This window comes from Faecalicatena contorta (assembly GCF_001404335.1).
GTDB classification, from domain to species: domain Bacteria; phylum Bacillota; class Clostridia; order Lachnospirales; family Lachnospiraceae; genus Faecalicatena; species Faecalicatena contortus_B.
This window is the reverse complement of the sequence record NZ_CYZU01000005.1, coordinates 80,926-102,441: the sequence shown is the minus strand read 5'-3', so window position 1 is coordinate 102,441 and position 21,516 is coordinate 80,926. Positions and strand designations below refer to the sequence as shown.

Below are 21,516 nucleotides of genomic sequence, written 5' to 3'. Positions count from 1 at the left end.
TGTACATAAGCAAAGGGATACGGTTCCAGTATCAAAATAATTCAATACACATCTTGAAAATGAAAAGACACGCATAGCCAATCCACATCCGCTGCCCTGGTCCGGGATCCCACCCGGTTGGCGAGTTTTCCAGCCGATTGGATGAACCAGCTTTATGACAGGGAGGCCGGGAAGGTGCTGGGGCTGTATATGCCGTTGCGATATGCACCCGTGCCTTCCCGGTCTCCCTGTCATGAAGCGTCCCCGTCCGTCGACCAGGCTAAAGCTAGCCGACTAACTCCCGAATTTATTTTGCAGAGAGGTTGACCGCAGAGCCCCAAGAGAGGTATAATGTTTCATAATGTGTATGAAACAAACTATTACTGTACAAGAAGGAAGAATAACCATGATAAAGAGCATGACTGGTTTTGGCAGGTGTGAGGTACAAAAAGAGTCCAGAAAGTTTACGGTAGAGCTTAAAGGCGTGAACCACCGTTATCTGGATGTGAACATCAGAATGCCGAAAAAACTTAACTTTTTTGAAACATCCATACGGACTCTGTTAAAGAAGTATGCAAACAGAGGCAAGATTGATATATTCATTACCTATGAAGATACGTCTGAGAATCAGGTTTCCCTCAAATATAATGCCTCCCTGGCGGCAGAGTATCTGAAATATCTGAAACAGATGGAGGAGGAATTCGGCCTGGAGAATGATGTTCGTGTGTCCACATTGTCGCGCTATCCGGAAGTGATTACGATGGAAGAGCAGTGTGAGGACGAGGAAGAACTCTGGAACGGGCTGGAAGAAGCGCTGAAAGGGGCATTCTTACAGTTTGTGGAGACCCGGACCAATGAGGGGGAGAACCTTAGAAACGATATACTGGAAAAGCTGGAAGGCATGGAGAAGCTGGTCGCTTATATTGAAGAGCGTTCTCCGGAGATTATTGCAGAATACCGGACAAAGCTGGAGACAAAGGTTCGCGAGCTTCTGTCGGATACGCAGATTGAAGAAAGCCGTATTGCTGCGGAAGTGGTTCTTTTTGCTGATAAGATCTGTACGGATGAAGAGGTAGTACGCCTGAAAAGCCATATCGGACACATGAGGGATACCTTGGGGGAAAAGGAAGGAATCGGGAGAAAGCTGGACTTCATAGCCCAGGAGATGAACCGTGAGGCGAATACAATTTTGTCCAAGGCCAATGATCTGGAAGTTTCCAATTGTGCGATCGGTCTGAAGACGGAGATTGAAAAGGTCCGCGAGCAGATACAGAATATTGAGTAAAGGATGTCAGTTATGAACAGAAAAGGAATTCTGATAGTAGTATCCGGTTTTTCAGGAGCAGGCAAGGGAACTTTGATGAAAGCGCTGCTGGCGCGTTATGAAGAATACTATGCACTTTCGATCTCGGCAACCACACGCCGGCCGAGGACGGGGGAAGCAGACGGAAGAGAATATTTTTTCAAAACTAAAGAAGAATTTGAAAAAATGATTGCGAAAGGAGAGCTGATAGAGTATGCTAGGTATGTGGAAAATTATTATGGAACACCGCGTGCTTATGTTGAAAAGCAGCTCAATACAGGCAGGGACGTGATTCTGGAGATAGAGATCCAGGGTGCCCTGAAAGTAAAGAAGGCATTTCCCGAGACCCTGCTTTTGTTTGTGACTCCTCCAACGGCGGCCGAGCTGAAGAACCGGCTTGTGGGACGGGGTACGGAGACGATGGAGGTCATCGAATCCAGAATGAAGCGCGCAGTAGAGGAAGCGGAGGGCATGGACAGATATGATTATCTGATTGTCAACGATGAACTGGAAGCCTGTGTGGAAGAGATGCATGGGATCATTCAGGCGGAGCATCGGAGAAGTTTTCGAAATACAGAATTTATGAAAAAAATAAAAGAAGATTTGAACAAGAGTTTGAAAGGAGAATCATAAGATATGCTGCATCCATCTTACACAGATTTAATGAAGGTCGTTAACAAAGACATTGAGGAAGGCGAGACAAAGATTGTAAACAGCCGTTATTCCATCGTACTTGCAACATCGAAGAGGGCAAGACAGCTGATTGACGGGGAACTGCCTCTTGTAAATGCAAGAAGCGAAGAGAAGCCGCTTTCAACCGCAATCGAAGAACTGAACGAAGGAAAGCTGAAGATTATCGCTGAAAATGCAGAAGAAGAATAAGAAATAAAAAGGCAGATGCACTAGAGTATCTGCCTTTTATGAATATCTGCCGGGCATCAAAAGGCGCCGGCAAGGCAGAATATGGGAGGTTTTATGAAGATACTATTTATTTCTCTGGGGTGCGATAAGAACCTGGTGGATACGGAGGTCATGCTGGGGCTTCTGGCATCCAGGGGATATCAGATGACGGATGATGAGTCAGAGGCGGATATTATCGTGATCAATACATGCTGTTTTATTCACGATGCCAAAGAGGAGAGCATCCAGAACATTCTGGAGATGGCCGAATATAAAAAGGACGGCTCTTTGAAGGCGCTTGTTGTGACGGGGTGTCTGGCAGAACGCTACCGCCAGGAGATACTTGATGAGATCCCTGAGGTAGACGCGGTACTGGGGACTACATCCTATGATAAGATCCTGGAAGCCGTGGACGGAGCTCTCAAAGGGAAGCATTCTGTTACGATGTCTGACATTAACGGGATTCCGGATGTGGAGGCAAAGCGTCTTGTGACAACCGGAGGCCATTTTGCTTATCTGAAGATTGCTGAAGGGTGCGATAAACACTGTACTTATTGTATTATTCCAAAGATTCGGGGGAACTTTCGAAGTGTTCCGATGGAAAAGCTAATAACAGAAGCGCAGTATCTGGCAGACCAGGGTGTGAAGGAATTGATCTTGGTGGCACAGGAGACGACACTTTACGGCATAGATATTTACGGAGAAAAGTCGCTGCATCTTCTGTTAAAAGAGCTGTGCAGAATACAGGGAATCCGCTGGATCCGGATACTTTACTGCTATCCGGAGGAGATTACGGACGAACTGATTCAGGTCATGAAGGAGGAAGAGAAGATATGCCATTACCTGGATCTTCCGATTCAGCACGCCAATGACGACATCCTGAAAAGAATGGGCAGAAGAACCTCCAAGCAGGAATTGACTGACATGATCCAAAAGCTGAGAAGAGAGATTCCAGACATCTGTCTAAGGACGACCCTGATTACCGGTTTCCCCGGGGAAACAGCGGAGCAGCACGAGGAACTTATGGAATTCGTGGATGCGATGGAGTTTGACCGGCTGGGAGTCTTCACATATTCACCGGAGGAAGACACGCCGGCAGCGCTTATGCCGGACCAGATTGACGAAGAGGTAAAAGCAGAGCGGCAGGCCGATCTGATGGAACTTCAGCAGGAGATCGCCTTCGACAATGCGGAAAGTATGATCGGCAGGGAAGTGCTGGTTATGATCGAAGGTAAGGTGGCGGATGAAAATGCCTACGTGGGCAGGACTTACCGGGATGCACCGAATGTGGACGGACTTATTTTTGTGAATACGGAAGAAGAGCTGATGTCCGGAGATTTTGCCAAAGTCAGCGTATCCGGCGCAGTAGAATATGATTTGATAGGAGGTCTTGTGTAATGAATTTACCAAACAAACTTACTATTTTGAGGGTGATCATGGTTCCCTTTTTTGTCCTGTTTATGCTGACGGACATTGGGGGACCAGCTAATAAATGGATTTCCCTCATACTTTTCGTGGTAGCCAGCCTGACGGATCTGCTGGATGGGAAAATTGCAAGAAAATATAATCTGGTTACGAATTTTGGAAAATTCATGGATCCCCTGGCGGACAAGCTTCTTGTCTGCTCCGCCATGATCTGCCTGATTGAGATGAATAAACTGGATGCATGGATCGTAATCGTGATCATCAGCCGGGAATTCATCATCAGCGGATTCCGGCTGGTGGCATCCGACAGCGGGGTCGTTATTGCGGCGAGCTACTGGGGTAAGTTCAAGACCGTATTCCAGATGGCAATGATTATCGTTCTGATCGCAGATCTGGGCGGATTCTTTGACATGCTCGGCACCGTACTGGTGTGGGTTGCTCTGGCGCTTACAATTATTTCCCTGCTGGATTACGTGTTTAAAAATAAACAGGTTCTGACACAGGGAGGAATGTAGGATGTATCCGGAATGGGTATTGCATAAAATGAGTGAAGAGGGCAGGAGCCTGGAAGAGTGCCTTGTGGAAAAGCTGGCGGCAGAAAAGCTGACCATAACCACTGCGGAATCCTGTACCGGCGGTCTGATCGCAGGGACAATTGTCAATGTGGCAGGGGCCTCTGATGTGCTGAACGAGGGATATGTGACTTATTCCAATGAGGCAAAGGAAAGGCTGGTGGGCGTCAGCCACGAGACACTGGAAACTTATGGCGCGGTCAGTGAGCAGACCGCACGGGAGATGGCAGAAGGAGCTGCTAAGGCGGCTCGTGCGGATGTGGCTCTCAGCTCTACCGGAATCGCAGGGCCGGGCGGAGGAACTGCAGATAAACCGGTGGGTCTGGTCTATGTGGGGTGCTGCGTCTTCGGAAAAACAAAGGTCATGAAATGTCAGTTTTCCGGTGACAGGGCAGAAAACAGGGCACATACTGTGAAAGAAGCGCTTTCCCTTGCGCTGTCACTTCTGCAGGACGAGGGATCAAATAACAATTAACTTACTGTCTAATAAATATTCACAAGCCGCTGTTCTGGAATGCCAATGGATTTATCCGGCAATTCCAGAACAGCGGCCTTTTCCTATGTGTTGATTAATTTATTGGGGCTGCATGCTTTTTAGTTTTAACTCCAGCATAGCTGCGTAATGTTTCACGCAGAATGTTTCGGGTGCAATCTTTTCCAGCAAAGTCCTGTGTTCCGCTTCCCACTCTATAATTTCTTCCGGAGATAAAGATGCCCCGACGCCGCGGCAGGCCTTCATTCTTCCGTTCCAGCTTTCCCTGGTAAAGGGAACCTCAATATCGTATTCCTCATGATAAACTGCTTCAAAGGTTTCATAGACAATATCAGGCACGGCTATCGGATGTTTTCTCTCGCCCGCCCCCGACCACTTGGGACTGTACTTCAGTACCAGCTTTTCACTCGCACCGGCAATCTCATCCTCAAACGGGAGCCATGCCATGTATAACAGCAGAAGTATTCCGTCCTTTTTCAGTATACGGGCCAATTTTGGCATCACTTTCTTATGGTCAAAATACCAAAAACACTGGCAGGCGGTTATGACATCAAATGAATTGTCAGGGAACTCAAGCTCTTCCGTGGCTGCGGCGTAGTATTGGATGTCCTGATTTAATTCGGCGGACATTCTTTCAGCCTCTGTAACCTGCATATCTGAAATATCCGTTCCTGTCCATTTTGCACCGTACCGATACATATTTCTCGGAAGCACACCGGTCCCCGTACCAATATCTAATACTTTCTGCCCGCTTAAACATAGATTCCGTTCTATGATTTTCTCATAAAAAATCTGTGGATAAATATCCCTGTATCTGGCATAGTCGGCCGATGTCTTACCCCAGTCAAATGCTTTTCCGGAATCTATCTTCTCGTTGCTTATTTCCATATAAACTACCTCCGTTTTCTTCCTGAGAATCCTCGGTAAATCTTTCTGAATGACCTTTTACATTTAAGTATACTACTGTATTCTTATTATTACTATTGAAAACCTCACATAAATTTCACAGAACACGGCGGATTATTTAAGGTTCAGCTAAAGTAACAACTTTATACTACGAAAGAAGTCAGCTATGAAACGGTAATTGAAAGGACAGAGTGTTGTATGAAAAAAAGATATGCAGGTGTTTTAATTGGGATAACAATAACTTTGGGATCGGCTATGCTCAGCGGATGTGCAGAGAAAGAAAATACATCAGATACAGGACAGACAATATACGGACAGGTGAGTGAGATAAGGGGAAAAACTATAACTATAGAAGTTGGTACACAAAAAGAAATGGAATTTCCGGATGATACGGAAAAGTCAGACGATACGGAAAAGTCAGACGACATGGAAAAGCCGGATGATATGGAGGCGGGAGAGATGCCTCAGGGCGGCGGGCAGCCTTCTATGCTGGATTTGACCGGCGAGGAGCAGGATATTAAAGTGGCGGCTGACACGGTGATAAAACGTCAGAGTATAGGCGGCGGAAAACCGGGAGAAATGGGGGAAGCGCCGAAGGGCGGTGCACCTGAAACACAGGAATCCGGTGGAGAACAATCCGCCGACGGAACCGATGGGGCTGTACAGCCGGGAGAGGAAGATGGCAGTGAGAGGCCTTCGGAAGAAAAACCAGATGGAGCCCCGGATGGAGAAGCGCCGGAAGAATTCCAGGAGGAGATAACGCTGGATGACATGGAAGAAGGGGATACCATTGCAGTGACTTTAGATGAGGATGGAAGTGCCTCTGAGATTCTTGTGATGTCTTCGGACGGTATGGGGCAGCCGGGCGGTGTGGAGAGCTATAGTGCGGCAGAAGAATTTACGGAAGATAGCGAGATAGAAGGGGAGAGCATTACATCCACAGGAACGGATGAGAATGCTGCCCATATTTTTGAAGGCGCCTCCGTTGTCATGAAAAACATGACCATTTCAAGGTCGTCAACTGACAGCACAGGCGGGGATAATTCCAGCTTTTATGGTGTAGGCGCGGCAGTGCTGAATACGGACGGGACAGCTTACATCAGTGGAAGCACGATTGAGACAGACGCGGCAGGAGGCGCAGGTATTTTTGCCTATGGAAATGGGACAATATACGCCTCGGATACGAAAATTACTGCAAAACAGGATACCTCAGGAGGAATCCATGCGGCAGGAGGCGGTACCCTGTATGCCTGGGATCTGGAAGTTGATACATCCGGAGAGTCTTCCGCAGCGATACGAAGTGACCGGGGCGGAGGGAGAATGGTCATAGACGGAGGCAGCTATACCTCAAATGGGGTGGGTTCTCCCGCAGTGTACAGTACGGCCGATATTGCAGCCAGCAATGCGGACCTTACGGCCAACGGATCGGAAGCTGTCTGCATTGAAGGACTGAATTCGCTCCGTCTGTATGACTGCAGCCTGACAGGAAATATGAGTGATGCTGAACAAAATGACTGCACCTGGAATGTGATTCTGTACCAGAGTATGTCCGGTGACTCAGAGGTAGGAAACAGTACTTTCGAGATGAAGAACGGAACACTGACAGCCAAAAATGGCGGAATGTTTTACACAACAAATACGGAATCTACGATCACCCTGTCCGGGGTAGATATACAATATGCGGATAACAGCGAATTTTTCCTGCAATGTACAGGAAACAACAATCAGAGAGGCTGGGGGACGGAAGGAGAAAATGGAGCAGACTGTCTGTTTACGGCAGTCCGCCAGAACATGGAAGGCGATGTCATTTGGGACAGTATCAGTAAACTGGACTTTTATATGACAGAGGGAAGTACACTGACCGGTGCGGTTCTGGATGACGAGACTTATGCCAAAGACGGCGGGGATGGCTATTGCAATCTGTACATTGCCGAAGGAGGTACGTGGACGGTGACGAAGGACAGCGTGCTGAGCAGCCTTTCCTGTGCCGGCGCCATTCAGGATTCAGACGGAAAAAGCGTGACCATAAAGGGGAGTGACGGAACTGTGTATGTGAAGGGCGACAGTAATCTGCAGGTAACAGTAGAAGCATATGACGGGAACGGGGATGTATCCGGTGCATCTGTTTTGACAGAATGGTCCGATTATGAGACCGAAAAGCCATCACAGATATAATTGGAAAATATGAGGAGCGGACTGACAGGAGGAAAAGATGGAGAATCAAAATAAAGAGAAAAAGCTGCCGACCTGTATTGAAGGCATTCAAAAATCAGGCAGATTCAAAAGATTAAGAAAGAAAAAAACATTTTGGGCAGGGATATTGTCTGTTGGATTAATAACAGTTATTGTGGCGGGACTTTTATTCCGCAATCAGGCATCAGAAAACAAGGCCGCCGGGATGAGCGTGCAGTCGGCCACAGCATCCACTGGCAGCATCAGTACGACTGTGGTTGGCACGGGAACACTGGCGGAAGGATCAGCCACTGATGTAGCGGTGCCTGTAGGCATTAAAGTAAAAGAAGTGCTGGTAGAGAGCGGCGAAACGGTGAAAGAGGGACAGGAGCTGGCTGCCCTGGATGAGGCATCCATCGCCAGCCAGCTGCTGGAGGTGAAGGAAAGTATCGAAAGCGTAGAAGAAGAGATCAATAATCTGTCTGATGAGGCACAGACCGCCGGTACAACGGAATATCTGGAATCTAAGGTGTTGAACGGGCAGCTTGCGGAATTGAAAGAAGCTCAGGACACGCTGAACACGCTTCTGGAATCAAAAGTCATTACCGCGTCCTGTGCTGGTACAATCAGCAGCATCCATGTTACAGCGGACACAGTGGTCACACAGTCTTCGGGGAACACCGCCGGTTCGGCGTCAGGAACCAGCAGTTCATCGGCTTCGGCATCGGGGAGCAGCTCCTCAGCCGGGACATCGTCGGGGAGTAAAAATATGAACATGTCCGGGACGGCATCCGGCAGCCAGGTGAATATGGTGTATCTTACAGCGGATATTACACAATCTGAGCCTGAAGCTGCTGATCAGGCCGGTACAGATGCTCCTGCGGCAGTCAGCGCAGCAGACGAAGATGAAAGCGGCGCAGCGGATAGCAACGAGGATATAAACAGCCAGGAGGCGATCCGTATTGAGTCCTGCGCTGTAAAGGTGTCAGCTCCTGTCACCGGAGAAAAGCCGCAGACAGAAATTCCGTCAACGGATCAGTATACCGGAACCATTTCATGGAATTGTTCAACGGAAACCTTCCTGGAGAAAACGGTGTATACTGCAACCATAAAGCTGACAGCGAAAGAGGGATATGTTTTTTCGGCGAATATCCTGCCGGAAATACAAGGTGCGGACGTGTCAGGCGAGGTGCTTGCGGATGATGCCGGTAACAGTATTCTAAAAATCAAGGCGGAATTTGCAAAGACCGCAGCGGATAAAGACGCTGCACAATCAGAGTCAGACCAGCCATCAGATAATAACGGGACTGATCAGAACGGAGGCAGCACTTCAGACGATGCCGCAGACGGAGGGAATGCGTTAAGCGGAGGAAGTCCGGCAAGCGGAGGAAGCACGGTAACCGGGGGAGGCGTTACAGCAGGAACCGGCCAGAGCACGGCGGCAGCTTCTAATGATTCAGGAAGCTCCGGCGGCAGTTCTTCAGACGGAACTTCATCATCCGATTACAGTGTCTATGAGGCGGCAGCTTTTTCCATAGCAAGTCCTGATGAGGCGGTCGTATCGATCAATGTAGACGAACTGGATATTCTATCTGTTGAAAAGGGACAGATGGCTGTCATTACATTAGATGCGCTGGAAAACCAGGAATTCGAGGGAACGATAACGAAAGTCTCTGCTACGGCCTCCAGCGGGAGCAGCAGCGCCAAATATCCGGTGGAAATCACGATGAAAAAGACGGATGACATGAAGCTTGGTATGAGTGTTTCTGCAACAATTCAGATTGATGAATCTGAGGATGCGGTTCTCATTCCCATAAACGCTCTTCAGGAGAAGGGGAATCGTACTTTTGTCTATACAGGCACGGATGAAGACGGAAATCCGACCGGTGAAACAGAGGTTGAGACAGGTCTTTCCGATGGAAGCCAGGTGGAAATTATCAGCGGCCTCAAAAGCGGTGACACCGTGTATTACCTGAAAGCAGATGGTTCAGAAAGCGGCTTTGATATGTCCCAGGATATGATGGGCGGCTTCGGACAGGATATGCCCGGTGGAGGCATGCCTGAGGGCGGTCCCGACGGTTTCGATTTTTCAAAATAGCGGAGGGACTAAAATATGATTGTGTTAAATGATGTGTCGAAAGTATACCAAATCGGTGAGTCTGAGGTTTATGCGCTGGACCATGCCAGTATGCGCGTCAGGGAAGGGGAATTTGTCAGTATCATAGGCCCATCCGGAAGCGGGAAATCGACTATGATGAATATTATCGGCTGTCTCGATATGGCAGACAGCGGACAGTATCTGCTGGACAGACAGCCGATCGAGGAGTATACGGAGACAGAGCTGGCAAAAATCAGAAACCGAAAGATTGGATTCATTTTCCAGAGCTTTAACCTGATTGGTAATATGACGGCGGCAGAAAATATAGAACTGCCGCTGATCTATCAGAAGATTCCCAGAGAAGAGCGGAAAGAGCGGGTGGCACAGGCTCTTGAAAAGGTTCGTCTTACGGGCCGCGGCAGACATAAACCTAACGAACTCTCAGGGGGACAGCAGCAGAGAGTTGCCATTGCCAGGGCAATTGCATCCAGACCGTCTCTTTTCCTGGCCGATGAGCCGACCGGCAATCTGGATTCTGCAACCGGAAAAGAGATTATGGAACTGTTTCATGACCTGCACAGGCAGGGCAGTACCATTGTCCTGATCACGCATGACGATTCCATAGCTAGTCAGGCAGACCGGAGCGTCCATATACTGGATGGGAAGATCAGGGAGGTGGCACGATGACAGCACAGTCAATGAAAATGGCATGGAAGTCTATTTCCTCCAATAAAATGCGCTCCTTTCTGACCATGCTGGGCATTATCATAGGAGTGATTTCTCTGGTCGTACTGGTTTCTCTGGTCAGTGGTACAACGGAATCTGTGAGCAGCCAGATTTCCAGCATGGGCAGTAATCTTCTGACAGTATCGGTAAAGGATGACAAAGGCAATCCCATGAAACTCGCGGATGTTGCGGATCTGGCGGACGACGAAGAGATCCGGGAAGCGGCGCCGGTGGCGCAGAGCAGTGTTACGGCTTCCAGTACTTATTCAGAAGAAACTGCCAGCATATACGGCACAACAGGGGCGTATGCCGATATACAGGACTTAGAGCTGTATGCGGGTAGATTTCTGAAGAATACGGATGTAGAAAACCATACGAACGTGGCAGTTATCAATGCAGGACTTGCGACGGATGTAATGGGCAGAATGAACGTGGTTGGCGAAACGGTCAGCCTGAACGGCGTGGCCTATGAGATTATCGGCGTGCTCGCCGCCAGAGACAGCGATTCGACCACAATTCAAAACTATGAGGCCTATATTCCGTATACGTCTTTGATCCGTTTGACGGAAGACGTATCATCGAATATCACCTCATTTTGTGTATCCGCCTCCAGAGAAGATACGCTGGATCACGCAGAAGCTGTTCTGACAGAGGCTATGATGGAACGGTTCAGCCAGGATGAGGATGCATTTACAATTGTGAACCAGTCAACAATCATGGAGGCAATGGAAAGTGTGAATAATACACTGGCACTTCTGCTTGGTGGGATTGCTGCAATATCGCTTCTCGTAGGAGGGATTGGCATTATGAATATTATGCTCGTATCGGTAACAGAAAGAACCCGGGAAATCGGGATTCGCAAGGCGATCGGCGCGGACAGGGGGACGATTATGCTGCAGTTTCTCATAGAAGCGCTGATGCTCAGCCTGCTTGGATGCGTAATAGGAATCCTGCTGTCATGGGGGATATTGCAGATTATTTCTGCTGCAGGAGACAGTGATACGGTATACACACTGTTCGTCAGTGTGGTGTGGATATCTATAGCGTTTTCCATGGGTATCGGGGTGATATTTGGTATTTATCCGGCAAATAAAGCGGCCAAGAAACGGCCGATTGATGCTTTAAGGTATACTGGTTAGACAGATAGAAGAGAACTTCAGGGGTTACTGTGCAGACCGGGCCGTGTACCCCGCTGCACGGCATCGCAGCCGATGAAGTGATGGTCTCGGGCATCTGCAGCAGAAGAAGGAAGCTCTTCGTCCTCTTAGATTATATATGAGGGCGGAGAGCTTCATTTGCTTACTGATGCAGAGCAAATGTTGTCTGAAAAATGCGTCCATCTCCCGCTAAACTTGTAGAATCTTACAATTGACGAAAGTTGAAAATTATGCGAAAATATGACATATATGGCGTTAAATAAATATCAAGCGCATATAGGATGAAAATCATACATATTTGAAAGGAGTTTTAACATGATTTATTCACATGAAGTAGAAATGATGTGTCCGGTAGCCCAGGGTACAAATCACGGACCAGCTCCAATTCCGGAAGAAGCAAAATGGGTACAGGCTAAAGAGATTAAAGATATTTCTGGTTTGACACACGGTGTAGGCTGGTGTGCGCCTCAGCAGGGTACATGTAAACTGACTTTAAATGTTAAAGATGGTATCATTCAGGAAGCTTTAGTTGAGACAATCGGATGTTCAGGAATGACACATTCAGCAGCTATGGCATCTGAGATTCTCCCGGGAAAAACTATTTTAGAAGCACTTAACACAGACCTTGTCTGTGATGCTATCAATACAGCAATGAGAGAACTTTTCTTACAGATCGTTTACGGAAGAACACAGAGTGCGTTCTCAGAAGACGGACTTCCGATCGGCGCTGGTCTGGAAGACTTAGGAAAAGGACTCCGTTCTCAGGTTGGTACAATGTACGGAACACTTGCAAAAGGTCCTCGTTACCTGGAGATGGCTGAAGGCTATGTAACAGGAATCGCTCTGGATGAAAATGATGAAATTATCGGTTACCAGTTTGTAAGCCTTGGTAAGTTAACAGACTTTATCAAAGCAGGCGATACACCGAACGATGCATGGGAAAAAGCAAAAGGCCAGTACGGACGTGTTGCTGATGCTGTGAAGATCATCGACCCACGTAAAGAGTAGTCTGCACAGGCGAAGCGAGTGCCGCAGTTATCGGCAGTTTAATGCATATATAGAAGCTGACAGTAACTGTGGAGTGAAGGCACGTAGCGCCGCATGGTTTTTGTCCATGTATTGCGCTTAGCTAAGTGTCATATAGGTAACGTTAGAATAAATCAGGAGGACAATTAAATGGCTTTATTTGAATCATATGAAAGAAGAATTGATAAAATCAATGAAGTATTAAATAGCTATGGCATTGCTTCTATTGAAGAGGCAGAAAAGATTACAAAGGATGCCGGTCTTGATGTTTACAATCAGGTAAAAGGAATCCAGCCAATCTGTTTTGAGAACGCATGCTGGGCATACATCGTAGGTGCAGCAATCGCAATCAAAAAAGGATGTAAGACAGCAGCTGACGCAGCGGCAGCAATCGGTGAAGGACTTCAGTCTTTCTGTATCCCGGGTTCTGTAGCAGATCAGCGTAAGGTAGGTCTTGGCCACGGTAACTTAGGAAAGATGCTTCTGGAAGAAGATACAGACTGCTTCGCATTCCTGGCAGGACACGAATCTTTCGCAGCAGCAGAAGGAGCAATCGGTATTGCTGAGAAAGCAAACAAAGTTCGCCAGAAACCTCTGCGTGTTATCCTGAACGGTCTTGGAAAAGATGCAGCAAAGGTTATTTCCAGAATCAACGGATTCACATATGTTCAGACAGAATATGATTACTATACAGGAGAACTCAAAGAAGTTCAGAGAACAGCATATTCAGAAGGTCTCCGTGCAAAAGTTAACTGCTACGGTGCAAACGATGTACGTGAAGGCGTTGCAATCATGCACAAAGAAGGCGTAGACGTATCTATCACAGGTAACTCTACTAACCCGACCCGCTTCCAGCATCCGGTTGCTGGTACATACAAAAAGGAATGTATCGAGCAGGGAAAGAAGTATTTCTCCGTAGCATCAGGCGGTGGTACAGGACGTACACTTCACCCGGACAACATGGCTGCAGGCCCGGCTTCCTACGGTATGACAGATACTCTGGGACGTATGCACTCTGACGCTCAGTTTGCAGGATCCTCTTCCGTACCGGCTCACGTTGAGATGATGGGACTGATCGGGGCAGGGAATAATCCGATGGTCGGAATGACGGTAGCTGTTGCGGTCAGCATTGAGGAGGCTGCAAAAGAAGGCAAGTTCTAAAAATTGGATTGAGATAAATGATTATGAGGACTGCATCAACTTTTCACGGTTGGTGCAGTTTTTATTTTGGAATTGTAATAATCCTCATCATTACCTATTAGAAAGACAATTCGCCACAAGCGAAGTATTGCGAAAGGTAAACAAGAAGAGAATTAATCGCCAGAGTTTAAGACATTTAAAATGTAAGATAACTGTAAGGTTGCAATAAAGTTAATGTCAGGATAACGCGATACCATAGAGATATCGAAAGGAGATGTTTCTATGGATTATATTATTACAACGGACCAGCTGACGAAAAGTTACAAAAAGTTTACCGCCGTCAATCATGTCTCGCTTCACATTCAGAAGGGTACCATTTACGGATTCCTCGGCCCGAACGGTGCAGGCAAGTCCACAACTATGAAAATGCTGCTGGGGTTGACCGCGCCGACGGGCGGAAGCTTCAGCATCGCCGGAAAGCATTTTCCGGAGGACCGTCTGGAGATTTTGAAACAAACCGGTTCCCTAATCGAGTCGCCTTCTTTCTATGCCAATCTGACGGGCCGCGAAAATCTGGATATTATCAGGCGGATTTTGGAACTGCCCAAAAAAGCGGTAGAGGACGCACTGGAACTGGTAGGCCTGAAGGAATTCGGCGACCGTCTGGCCAAAAAATATTCGCTGGGGATGAAACAGCGGCTTGGGCTTGCAGGAGCACTTCTTGGCAGGCCGCCGATTCTCATTTTAGATGAGCCGACCAATGGCCTTGATCCATCCGGCATACATGAAATCCGCAATCTGATTAGATCACTTCCCGAGCTCTACGACTGTACAATCCTGATTTCATCCCATATGCTGTCTGAAATCGAATTAATAGCGGATGATATAGGGATTCTTAATCATGGAAGCCTTTTATTTGAAGGAAGTCTGGATGATTTGAAACAGAGCGCGCTGCAGGCCGGATATGCCGCAGAAAATCTTGAGGAGATGTTCCTTGCAATGATAGAGAAGGACAATGCGTCCAGAAAGAAGAGGGCAAAGCTATGAAAATGCTGGCAATTGAACTCCGGAAAGAAAAACGAACCGGTGTAATTCCCGTGCTGCTGGCAGTGGGCGCCCTGGGTGCGCTCTATGCTTTTGCTAACTTTTTAGTGAGAAAAGACACACTGCTGAACCTGCCCCTGAAGCCAATGGATGTTCTGTTGACCCAGCTTTACGGTATGCTTATGGTCTTAAACATGTTTGGTATCGTTGTGGCTGCCTGCATGATTTATAACATGGAGTTTAAAGGCGGTGCCGTTAAAAAGATGTATATGCTGCCAGTGAACGTTCCTGGTATGTATTTGAGTAAATTCTTTATTTTAACAGCCCTGATTTTGGCAGCAATTGTGCTGCAGAATCTGGCGCTTATGCGGATCGGGATGACAGAGCTGCCGCAGGGTACTTTCGAATTGTTTATACTGATACGATTTGCCGCATATTCATTTATCACATCTATGCCGGTACTGGCATTAATGGTACTAATATCATCCCGCTTTGAAAATATGTGGATTACACTGGGGGCGGGAGTAGCCGGTTTTCTGAGTGGGATGGCTTTGGCAAATGGAAAATCGAAGCTGCTGATGATTCATCCATTTGTGGTAATGCTGAAGCCTGCAGTTGCTATGAGCGCCGAACCGGATATCACGGTGCTGCTTGCCGCCTCGGCTGAGACACTGCTTTTTCTTGGGATCGGAATATGGATGACAAAAGTACTGCGATATGAGTAAGGAGGAATGTGCAAATGAATTTTTGGGAACTGCTCAAAATCGAGTTTATGAAGGTAAAACGTTCAAAAATGATTCCCCTGATTTTTATAGCCCCTCTGCTGGTGGTGGCATCGGGGATCGCTAATTTAAGCAGCTATTTCACACCAGAGTATACGAATGCATGGCCTGCGATGTTCATGCAGAGTGCGCTTGTCTATGCCTACTATCTGCTGCCTTTTTCCATGATTGTTGTCTGTGTCATGATTGGGGGGCGGGAAGTGCAGAACAATGGAATTTTAAAAATGCTGGCACTGCCTGTCGGACGGCATACACTGTCTTTCGCAAAATTTCTTGTGTTGGTGTTTTATCTTTTTATGGAAATGGTGGTTTTCCTTGTAGTTTTTGCGGCAGCCGGACAGATTGCCGTGCGTACAACAGGGATTATAGAAACGATGCCGATCCTCTATCTGCTGAAATGGTGTACGGGGCTGTTTCTCACCATGCTCCCCTCCATTGCGGCTATGTGGGCCATTACGGTACTATTTGAGAAACCAATTCTCAGCGTTGGACTGAATCTGCTGCTTGTAATTCCAGGGGTTTTGGCCGCCAACACGCCGCTTTGGATAGCCTATCCATACTGTTACAGCGGATACCTTGTGTCCTGCTCGATTCACACCTTTACAGTGCGGACATCAGAGACTGCATTTCCCATATTTCCCTTCCTGCCGTGCGCGGTTCTGGTTTTCCTGCTGACGCTTGCCCTGGCCGTCACCAGATTTGGGAAGAAAGAGATGAAATAAGTACAGAGAATAATAGGGCTGAACCAGATTAAGAAAGCAGAGGCGTATCTTATAAATAAAAAGTCTGCATTGCAGCAGCCGGCGCAAGGTGTTAAAATGATGCTGTCAGGAAGAGGCATAAAACAGGATGGAGGAGACATTTATTATGAAGACTGAAAGAGTAGAGAATATGTGCGGAGGAGAAGGGCACGTAATAATCAAACATATTCTCGGAGAAACAGAACTAAACGGAAAATGCGGACTATATGCAGAAGTAACACTGGAGCCTGGATGTACTCTCGGATACCACGAACATCACGGGGAGAGCGAGACTTATTATATTCTCTCGGGAGAAGGAATGTACGATGATAATGGGAACAGCCGGGCGGTAAAGGCAGGGGACGTAACCTATACACCGGATAACTGCGGACATGGGCTGCTGAATACGGGGCTTGAAGATCTCGTGTTTATGGCTTTGATTATTAAGGAATAGGGGCGGAGGGCAGCTTTTTGTTTTCAGCCGGTCAGCCGGTTTACTTTGACCGTATTGTAAACCATACCGAACGTTCAAATGTCCATTATCTTACCAGGGGGCAGTGGGTAGAAAACTGCAGGCAATAGTAATGGACATTTTATGTTAGTATATAAAATTAAGGAAATGCTGATTTGAGGATATTTTTAAATTTTGTTAATTCATATGTCTGCGTACGAGACAGGAGATTACACCTGCGAGACACAGGCCGAGCAGTATATTATGAAGGGAGCCGAATACGTCCAGGGCTCCTTTTATTCCGTTCAGGACTGCCAGGGAACCTAAGGTGTCCGGCAAAAATGAGCACAGCAGGAACGAAAGGTAGGATGCAATATAAATGAAGATAAAAGAGAACAGGCCTCTGCCTGTATCTTCTTTGTATACTTTCCGTCCTTCACGGATCCGCATCTTTGTCATGGACCAGAACAGAGCGATCAGTTCAAACAGAAGAAAAACAGCGGCAACAGCCGCGTAGGCGGCCAGGGCGTAGTTTTTTTCTGTAAGGATGGTTTGTGGATCGCCGTAAGGTGCAGCACCGCGCCAGAAATTATAGGCGAGTACGCCAAAAGTTCCGGCAGTTATAAGCAGGGATACAATCCTGACTACGGAACGGGCAACACGATAGATCCCTTTTGTTCCGTATTTCGCCGTTTTTTTGACAGGAGAGAGCAGACGGGATACGTTCGGGCCTGCATTTTTTCTGCGCCGCCGGGGAGCATCCCTGTAGCCGCCGCGCGTGTGGCTGTCATAATCATCATCCATATAATCATTGCGTGAACGCCTGCCGTAACCCTCATCCATATAATCACTGCGTGAACTTCTGTCGTAATCCTCATCGATATAATCATTATCCCTGTAATCACTGCGGGAGCGGCGGCCATAGCCGTCATCTATGTCATAATCATCGTCTTCGTAATCATCGCTGTCAAAGTACTCCACATCGAAGTCTTCAGAATCGTATTCATCAGTATATCCGCCGTCTCTGCCGTCATAGCTGTCTTCATACCGGTTTTTATATATTCCTTCCGTATTCTTGGAAGGCTGTTTGGAGCATACTCCGGACACACTTCGGTAATCCGGGGCTTCCAGTACTACGGTCGCATCGGATAATTTATTTGTTGTCTGTTTGGTATCAAAGTTATATGTGATAGGGACATCTTCTTCATATGTCACTTCAAAATCGTCATCAAAGAATGTGCTGTTCTTCTTTGCATTGCTCATGCAGATCCTCCTCAAATGTCAATATTACTGGTGGTCATTGTATAACTTTTTTTATGTATACTCAAGTGTTAACATCAAAAATTCATAAAGTTCTAAGAAATCTTTCATATTTTTTCCAAAAGTGGTAGAATGGAAAATGTTGCGGCGCCAACTAGTACAACGTAAAATAAGGTTAGCTTATGTGGCAGTTAATTATGATACGATGTACTAATACATGATACGAAAGACGGGAGTGATACTTTATGATAACAGATATGACAGTAGGAAAGCCATCAGGGGTTCTCTGGAAATTTACGATTCCGATGCTGGTAAGCGTCATGTTCCAGCAGATGTATAATATAGTAGACAGTATTGTTGCAGGAAAGTTTGTTGGTGTGAATGCACTGGCTGCGGTCGGGGCATCTTATCCGATTACTATGATATTTATGGCAGTTGCGACCGGGCTTAATATTGGGTGCTCTGTCGTCATTTCCTTGTATTTTGGGGCAAAAGAATATAAACAGATGAAAAGCGCTGTCAGCACTTCGCTGCTGACTGTCCTGGGAATCAGCGTCCTGCTGACCGTTTTGGGGCTCATATTCAGCAGGCCGCTGATGGTTCTCTTAAAGACTCCGGGAGATATTTTCGGCGATTCGGCACTCTATCTTAACATATACATAGGTGGGCTGATCTTCCTGTTTCTGTATAATATCTGCACAGGAGTGTTTACCGCCCTGGGCGATTCCAGGACGCCGCTGTACTTTCTGATTGCTTCTTCGCTGGGGAATATCGTTCTGGATCTGGTGTTTGTGATCAATTTTCATATGGGCGTAAGCGGAGTGGCGTGGGCTACATTTCTGGCACAGGGGCTGTCCTCATTACTGGCATTTCTTACATTAAGGAAGCGCCTGAAGGCAGTGGAAAGCCCAAAATACAAGCTGTTTTCCGGTTCTATGCTGAAAAAGATCATGGAGATTTCTATACCAAGCATCCTGCAGCAGAGCTTTATCTCCGTTGGAAATCTGTTTGTACAGGGGTTGATCAACAGTTATGGTTCTGCGGTGGTAGCCGGGTATTCTGCAGGAATGAAGATCAATACCTTTGCAATCACGTCTTTTACAACGCTGGGAAATGGTTTGTCCAGCTTTACGGCGCAGAATATGGGGGCACAGAAAACGGAACGTGTGGCAAAGGGATTCCGCTCGGGGGTGGTCATGGTTATGAGCGTGGCCGTTCCTGTGTTTCTGCTTTTCTTTTTTGGGGGAAGGCCCATCGTACAGTTGTTTATGAGTGAAGGAGGAGAACAGGCCGCGGATGTAGGCGTGGAATTTCTAAAGATTGTTTCGCCGTTCTACATGATCATATCCTTAAAATTAATCTCAGACGGTATTCTGAGAGGGGCGGGGGCAATGAAGGCATTCATGGCGGCCACTTTTTCAGACCTTATCCTGCGTGTTGTGCTCGCCTTTGTATTCTCGGGAATATGGCAGTCTACGGGGATCTGGCTGTCCTGGCCCGTTGGCTGGCTGATCGGAACCGCATTGTCCCTGGAATTTTATTTTTCAGGAGTATGGAAGAAGAGCAGACTGATATAAAAGGGAGGAGGCCGGCGGTGCATGGGGATGCATCGCCGGCCTCCTCTTTATCAATCAAAGGGTTCGAAAAAGGCTTAATAAAAATCCTGTCAGCTGCCTGTGCGCCGATCCTGCAGCCAGTCCATGCCAAGCAGCGCCAGGATTATGAGAAATCCGAGGACAAAGCAGAGCAGTATCCCGGGGATCGGTTCCAGCCATAGGGCATTTGATAAATAGTTCGATAAGATAATTTCATAATAAATGATTAGGAAAGCGATCAGATAAATAGCGTAAGCTTTCAGCATAACTTTTGCTTTTGCTATATAGAGATCACGTCTGGAAACCGGAAGGGTATCATATTTTCTGAGAAGAAATGCTAAGCGCCCCCTCTCGCGGATCCAGAATAAACGGTGATTCAGATAGAACATTTCCAGCACAATTCCGATCCAGAATGCGGAGTGGCTAAACGACACCGGTGAATCCGGCGCCAGAATCACACTATCCCCGACACCTAATCCGGCATTCATGGCGCTGATCTGCAGTGATGTTTCGCTCTGAACCTGCATGAAAAAGAAGTACATGCAGGCTGCCATGATAAAATAGTGATAACCGATGCGGATGCGAGCTTTTTCTTTTTGATAAAGGTTCATACCGTAGTCCTCCTTCTTCATGTCAGGATAATAAATCACGGATGTGAAATCTCTCAAACGAGGCATCCGGCTCTTTTCTTTTTGGGGCAGTGTTCCGGTGCTGATCCTCCAGGACTTCACGAGTGTTATTCTGTACCAGCTTTCCATCCTTAAGCACAAGGACATAATCGGCCAATTTGTCCAGATCTTCTGTGATATGCGTGGAAAGCAGGATGCCGATATTTTTGTTCAGAATATCCTGCATCATGGCAAGAAAATCCCTACGGAATACCGGATCAAAACCGGCCATAGGCTCATCCAGGAGCAAAAAGCGCGGACGGTGGGCCATGGCGAAACAGAACTGCATCTTCATCATTTCCCCCTTGGACAGCTGATAAAGCAGCTTTGAAGGGGGGAGTTCCATCTTATCCAGATAGGTATAATAGTCTTCCATGGACCAGTCAGAGAAAAATGTCCCCAGAAGATGTCCGTTTTCCAATATAGAGCTTTCCAAATAAAAGGATAGTGTCTCGGACACAAACCCGATCTTCTCCTTATACTTTTCCGGCTCGCTGTGCAGCGAAATCCCATCAATAGAAGCATCTCCCGTGAAATTGCGGGCTGCCCCGGAAATACATTGGAACAGTGTAGTCTTGCCTGATCCGTTCGGTCCGATGAGTGCCGTAAGATACCCGCTCTCCAGCCGGAAGGAGATATCTTTTAGGGCAAAGTTCTTATATGTTTTATTAATATTTGCACACTCAAATACTGTCATCTGAATCCTCACTTCCTTCCCAAAGAATCTGTATCATATCCTGAAACTGGGCGCAGGTCAAATCAAGACGCCGCCCTTCTTTGACGCATTCTGCCATAGCGCCCTCAAGACGTTTCAGCTGTTCTTCCCGAAGTGCTTCCCTGTCAGGTTCTTTTACAAAGAATCCTTTTCCCTGCTGGGAGTAGATCAGGCCCCCGGCCTCCAGGTCTTCATAGGCACGTTTTGTAGTAATGACGCTGATCCCCAGGTCTCTGGCAAGAGAACGGATGGAGGGAAGCATGCTGCCGGGGAGCAGTTCTCCGTTTAATATGGAATTTTTAACGGCCTGCACGATCTGTTCATATATAGGCAGGCTGGAATCTTCTTTTATAAATATATTCAA

General features: G+C 47.2%; 22 protein-coding genes. 17 read left to right on the top strand and 5 right to left on the bottom strand.

Going from position 1 to position 21,516, the window contains the following annotated elements; genetic code table 11:
* The first annotated feature begins 385 nt into the window (after window positions 1-385).
* The 6 genes from ARB69_RS04050 (at window position 386) to ARB69_RS04025 (ending at window position 4,654) form a co-directional block, all read left to right on the top strand.
* On the top strand, window positions 386-1,264 hold the full coding sequence (locus ARB69_RS04050) for a YicC/YloC family endoribonuclease (RefSeq protein WP_055151261.1): 879 nt from the start codon (window positions 386-388) through the stop codon (window positions 1,262-1,264).
* Window positions 1,265-1,276: 12 nt separating this feature from the next.
* Window positions 1,277-1,915 carry a guanylate kinase gene (gmk, locus tag ARB69_RS04045; RefSeq protein ID WP_050642457.1) on the top strand — a complete coding sequence of 213 codons (639 nt, stop codon included), beginning with the start codon at window positions 1,277-1,279 and terminating at the stop codon, window positions 1,913-1,915.
* A gap of 3 nt (window positions 1,916-1,918) precedes the next feature.
* Window positions 1,919-2,164: a DNA-directed RNA polymerase subunit omega gene (rpoZ, locus tag ARB69_RS04040; RefSeq protein WP_050642456.1), complete on the top strand. Its 246-nt coding sequence runs from the start codon at window positions 1,919-1,921 to the stop codon at window positions 2,162-2,164.
* 93 nt (window positions 2,165-2,257) lie between these two features.
* Window positions 2,258-3,580 (top strand): 30S ribosomal protein S12 methylthiotransferase RimO, encoded by a 1,323-nt coding sequence (gene rimO / locus ARB69_RS04035; RefSeq protein WP_055151258.1) that lies wholly within the window; start codon window positions 2,258-2,260, stop codon window positions 3,578-3,580.
* Window positions 3,580-4,122, top strand: coding sequence for a CDP-diacylglycerol--glycerol-3-phosphate 3-phosphatidyltransferase (pgsA, locus tag ARB69_RS04030; protein WP_050642454.1), 543 nt, complete (start codon window positions 3,580-3,582; stop codon window positions 4,120-4,122). The genes rimO and pgsA overlap by 1 nt, the downstream gene beginning before the upstream one ends.
* Window position 4,123: 1 nt before the next feature.
* On the top strand, window positions 4,124-4,654 hold the full coding sequence (locus ARB69_RS04025) for a CinA family protein (RefSeq protein ID WP_055151255.1): 531 nt from the start codon (window positions 4,124-4,126) through the stop codon (window positions 4,652-4,654).
* 99 nt (window positions 4,655-4,753) lie between these two features.
* Here the strand turns inward: ARB69_RS04025 and ARB69_RS04020 are convergent, their stop codons facing one another.
* Window positions 4,754-5,560, bottom strand: coding sequence for a class I SAM-dependent methyltransferase (locus ARB69_RS04020; protein WP_055151252.1), 807 nt, complete (start codon window positions 5,558-5,560; stop codon window positions 4,754-4,756).
* A gap of 216 nt (window positions 5,561-5,776) precedes the next feature.
* On the opposite strand from ARB69_RS04020, the gene ARB69_RS04015 reads away from it, so the two are divergent.
* The 10 genes from ARB69_RS04015 to ARB69_RS03970 all read left to right on the top strand — a co-directional run bounded on the left by ARB69_RS04015 (window position 5,777) and on the right by ARB69_RS03970 (window position 16,917).
* Entirely contained in the window at window positions 5,777-7,753 is a 1,977-nt protein-coding gene (locus tag ARB69_RS04015; protein WP_174518398.1) for a hypothetical protein, read from the top strand.
* A gap of 37 nt (window positions 7,754-7,790) precedes the next feature.
* On the top strand, window positions 7,791-9,848 hold the full coding sequence (locus tag ARB69_RS04010) for an HlyD family efflux transporter periplasmic adaptor subunit (protein WP_055151249.1): 2,058 nt from the start codon (window positions 7,791-7,793) through the stop codon (window positions 9,846-9,848).
* Between the two features lie 15 nt (window positions 9,849-9,863).
* Window positions 9,864-10,535 (top strand): ABC transporter ATP-binding protein, encoded by a 672-nt coding sequence (locus ARB69_RS04005; RefSeq protein WP_055151246.1) that lies wholly within the window; start codon window positions 9,864-9,866, stop codon window positions 10,533-10,535.
* Window positions 10,532-11,713, top strand: coding sequence for an ABC transporter permease (locus ARB69_RS04000; protein WP_055151243.1), 1,182 nt, complete (start codon window positions 10,532-10,534; stop codon window positions 11,711-11,713). Before ARB69_RS04005 ends, ARB69_RS04000 begins: the two co-directional genes overlap by 4 nt.
* Window positions 11,714-12,046: 333 nt before the next feature.
* Entirely contained in the window at window positions 12,047-12,739 is a 693-nt protein-coding gene (locus tag ARB69_RS03995) for an iron-sulfur cluster assembly scaffold protein (protein WP_025657629.1), read from the top strand.
* A gap of 168 nt (window positions 12,740-12,907) precedes the next feature.
* On the top strand, window positions 12,908-13,918 hold the full coding sequence (locus tag ARB69_RS03990) for a GGGtGRT protein (protein WP_055151240.1): 1,011 nt from the start codon (window positions 12,908-12,910) through the stop codon (window positions 13,916-13,918).
* Window positions 13,919-14,179: 261 nt separating this feature from the next.
* Entirely contained in the window at window positions 14,180-14,944 is a 765-nt protein-coding gene (locus tag ARB69_RS03985; protein WP_055151237.1) for an ABC transporter ATP-binding protein, read from the top strand.
* Complete coding sequence (locus tag ARB69_RS03980; protein ID WP_050642446.1) at window positions 14,941-15,666, top strand: ABC transporter permease; 726 nt, start codon at window positions 14,941-14,943, stop codon at window positions 15,664-15,666. Before ARB69_RS03985 ends, ARB69_RS03980 begins: the two co-directional genes overlap by 4 nt.
* A 14-nt stretch (window positions 15,667-15,680) precedes the next feature.
* Window positions 15,681-16,445, top strand: a complete 765-nt coding sequence (locus tag ARB69_RS03975) for an ABC transporter permease (RefSeq protein WP_050642445.1) — start codon at window positions 15,681-15,683, stop codon at window positions 16,443-16,445.
* A gap of 145 nt (window positions 16,446-16,590) precedes the next feature.
* Entirely contained in the window at window positions 16,591-16,917 is a 327-nt protein-coding gene (locus tag ARB69_RS03970; RefSeq protein ID WP_050642801.1) for a cupin domain-containing protein, read from the top strand.
* A 195-nt stretch (window positions 16,918-17,112) separates the two neighbouring features.
* Here the strand turns inward: ARB69_RS03970 and ARB69_RS03965 are convergent, their stop codons facing one another.
* Window positions 17,113-18,177, bottom strand: a complete 1,065-nt coding sequence (locus ARB69_RS03965) for an ATP-dependent RNA helicase (RefSeq protein WP_242857522.1) — start codon at window positions 18,175-18,177, stop codon at window positions 17,113-17,115.
* Between the two features lie 242 nt (window positions 18,178-18,419).
* Between ARB69_RS03965 and ARB69_RS03960 the strand changes: the two genes are divergently transcribed.
* Window positions 18,420-19,751, top strand: a complete 1,332-nt coding sequence (locus ARB69_RS03960; protein ID WP_055151234.1) for an MATE family efflux transporter — start codon at window positions 18,420-18,422, stop codon at window positions 19,749-19,751.
* A gap of 89 nt (window positions 19,752-19,840) precedes the next feature.
* Here the strand turns inward: ARB69_RS03960 and ARB69_RS03955 are convergent, their stop codons facing one another.
* From ARB69_RS03955 to ARB69_RS03945, 3 genes are read right to left on the bottom strand one after another with little or no spacing between them, the layout of a single operon-like run.
* Window positions 19,841-20,380: a hypothetical protein gene (locus ARB69_RS03955; RefSeq protein WP_050642443.1), complete on the bottom strand. Its 540-nt coding sequence runs from the start codon at window positions 20,378-20,380 to the stop codon at window positions 19,841-19,843.
* Window positions 20,381-20,402: 22 nt separating this feature from the next.
* Window positions 20,403-21,134, bottom strand: coding sequence for an ABC transporter ATP-binding protein (locus ARB69_RS03950; RefSeq protein WP_154253315.1), 732 nt, complete (start codon window positions 21,132-21,134; stop codon window positions 20,403-20,405).
* Window positions 21,121-21,516 (bottom strand): GntR family transcriptional regulator, encoded by a 396-nt coding sequence (locus ARB69_RS03945; RefSeq protein WP_050642441.1) that lies wholly within the window; start codon window positions 21,514-21,516, stop codon window positions 21,121-21,123. Before ARB69_RS03945 ends, ARB69_RS03950 begins: the two co-directional genes overlap by 14 nt.

Coding starts and splice junctions, on each gene's coding strand:
- ARB69_RS04050 (WP_055151261.1), top strand. CDS start 386: ATGATAAAGAGCATGACTGGTTTTGGCAGGTGTGAGGTACAAAAAGAG.
- gmk (WP_050642457.1), top strand. CDS start 1,277: ATGAACAGAAAAGGAATTCTGATAGTAGTATCCGGTTTTTCAGGAGCA.
- rpoZ (WP_050642456.1), top strand. CDS start 1,919: ATGCTGCATCCATCTTACACAGATTTAATGAAGGTCGTTAACAAAGAC.
- rimO (WP_055151258.1), top strand. CDS start 2,258: ATGAAGATACTATTTATTTCTCTGGGGTGCGATAAGAACCTGGTGGAT.
- pgsA (WP_050642454.1), top strand. CDS start 3,580: ATGAATTTACCAAACAAACTTACTATTTTGAGGGTGATCATGGTTCCC.
- ARB69_RS04025 (WP_055151255.1), top strand. CDS start 4,124: ATGTATCCGGAATGGGTATTGCATAAAATGAGTGAAGAGGGCAGGAGC.
- ARB69_RS04020 (WP_055151252.1), bottom strand. CDS start 5,560: ATGGAAATAAGCAACGAGAAGATAGATTCCGGAAAAGCATTTGACTGG.
- ARB69_RS04015 (WP_174518398.1), top strand. CDS start 5,777: ATGAAAAAAAGATATGCAGGTGTTTTAATTGGGATAACAATAACTTTG.
- ARB69_RS04010 (WP_055151249.1), top strand. CDS start 7,791: ATGGAGAATCAAAATAAAGAGAAAAAGCTGCCGACCTGTATTGAAGGC.
- ARB69_RS04005 (WP_055151246.1), top strand. CDS start 9,864: ATGATTGTGTTAAATGATGTGTCGAAAGTATACCAAATCGGTGAGTCT.
- ARB69_RS04000 (WP_055151243.1), top strand. CDS start 10,532: ATGACAGCACAGTCAATGAAAATGGCATGGAAGTCTATTTCCTCCAAT.
- ARB69_RS03995 (WP_025657629.1), top strand. CDS start 12,047: ATGATTTATTCACATGAAGTAGAAATGATGTGTCCGGTAGCCCAGGGT.
- ARB69_RS03990 (WP_055151240.1), top strand. CDS start 12,908: ATGGCTTTATTTGAATCATATGAAAGAAGAATTGATAAAATCAATGAA.
- ARB69_RS03985 (WP_055151237.1), top strand. CDS start 14,180: ATGGATTATATTATTACAACGGACCAGCTGACGAAAAGTTACAAAAAG.
- ARB69_RS03980 (WP_050642446.1), top strand. CDS start 14,941: ATGAAAATGCTGGCAATTGAACTCCGGAAAGAAAAACGAACCGGTGTA.
- ARB69_RS03975 (WP_050642445.1), top strand. CDS start 15,681: ATGAATTTTTGGGAACTGCTCAAAATCGAGTTTATGAAGGTAAAACGT.
- ARB69_RS03970 (WP_050642801.1), top strand. CDS start 16,591: ATGAAGACTGAAAGAGTAGAGAATATGTGCGGAGGAGAAGGGCACGTA.
- ARB69_RS03965 (WP_242857522.1), bottom strand. CDS start 18,177: ATGAGCAATGCAAAGAAGAACAGCACATTCTTTGATGACGATTTTGAA.
- ARB69_RS03960 (WP_055151234.1), top strand. CDS start 18,420: ATGATAACAGATATGACAGTAGGAAAGCCATCAGGGGTTCTCTGGAAA.
- ARB69_RS03955 (WP_050642443.1), bottom strand. CDS start 20,380: ATGAACCTTTATCAAAAAGAAAAAGCTCGCATCCGCATCGGTTATCAC.
- ARB69_RS03950 (WP_154253315.1), bottom strand. CDS start 21,134: ATGACAGTATTTGAGTGTGCAAATATTAATAAAACATATAAGAACTTT.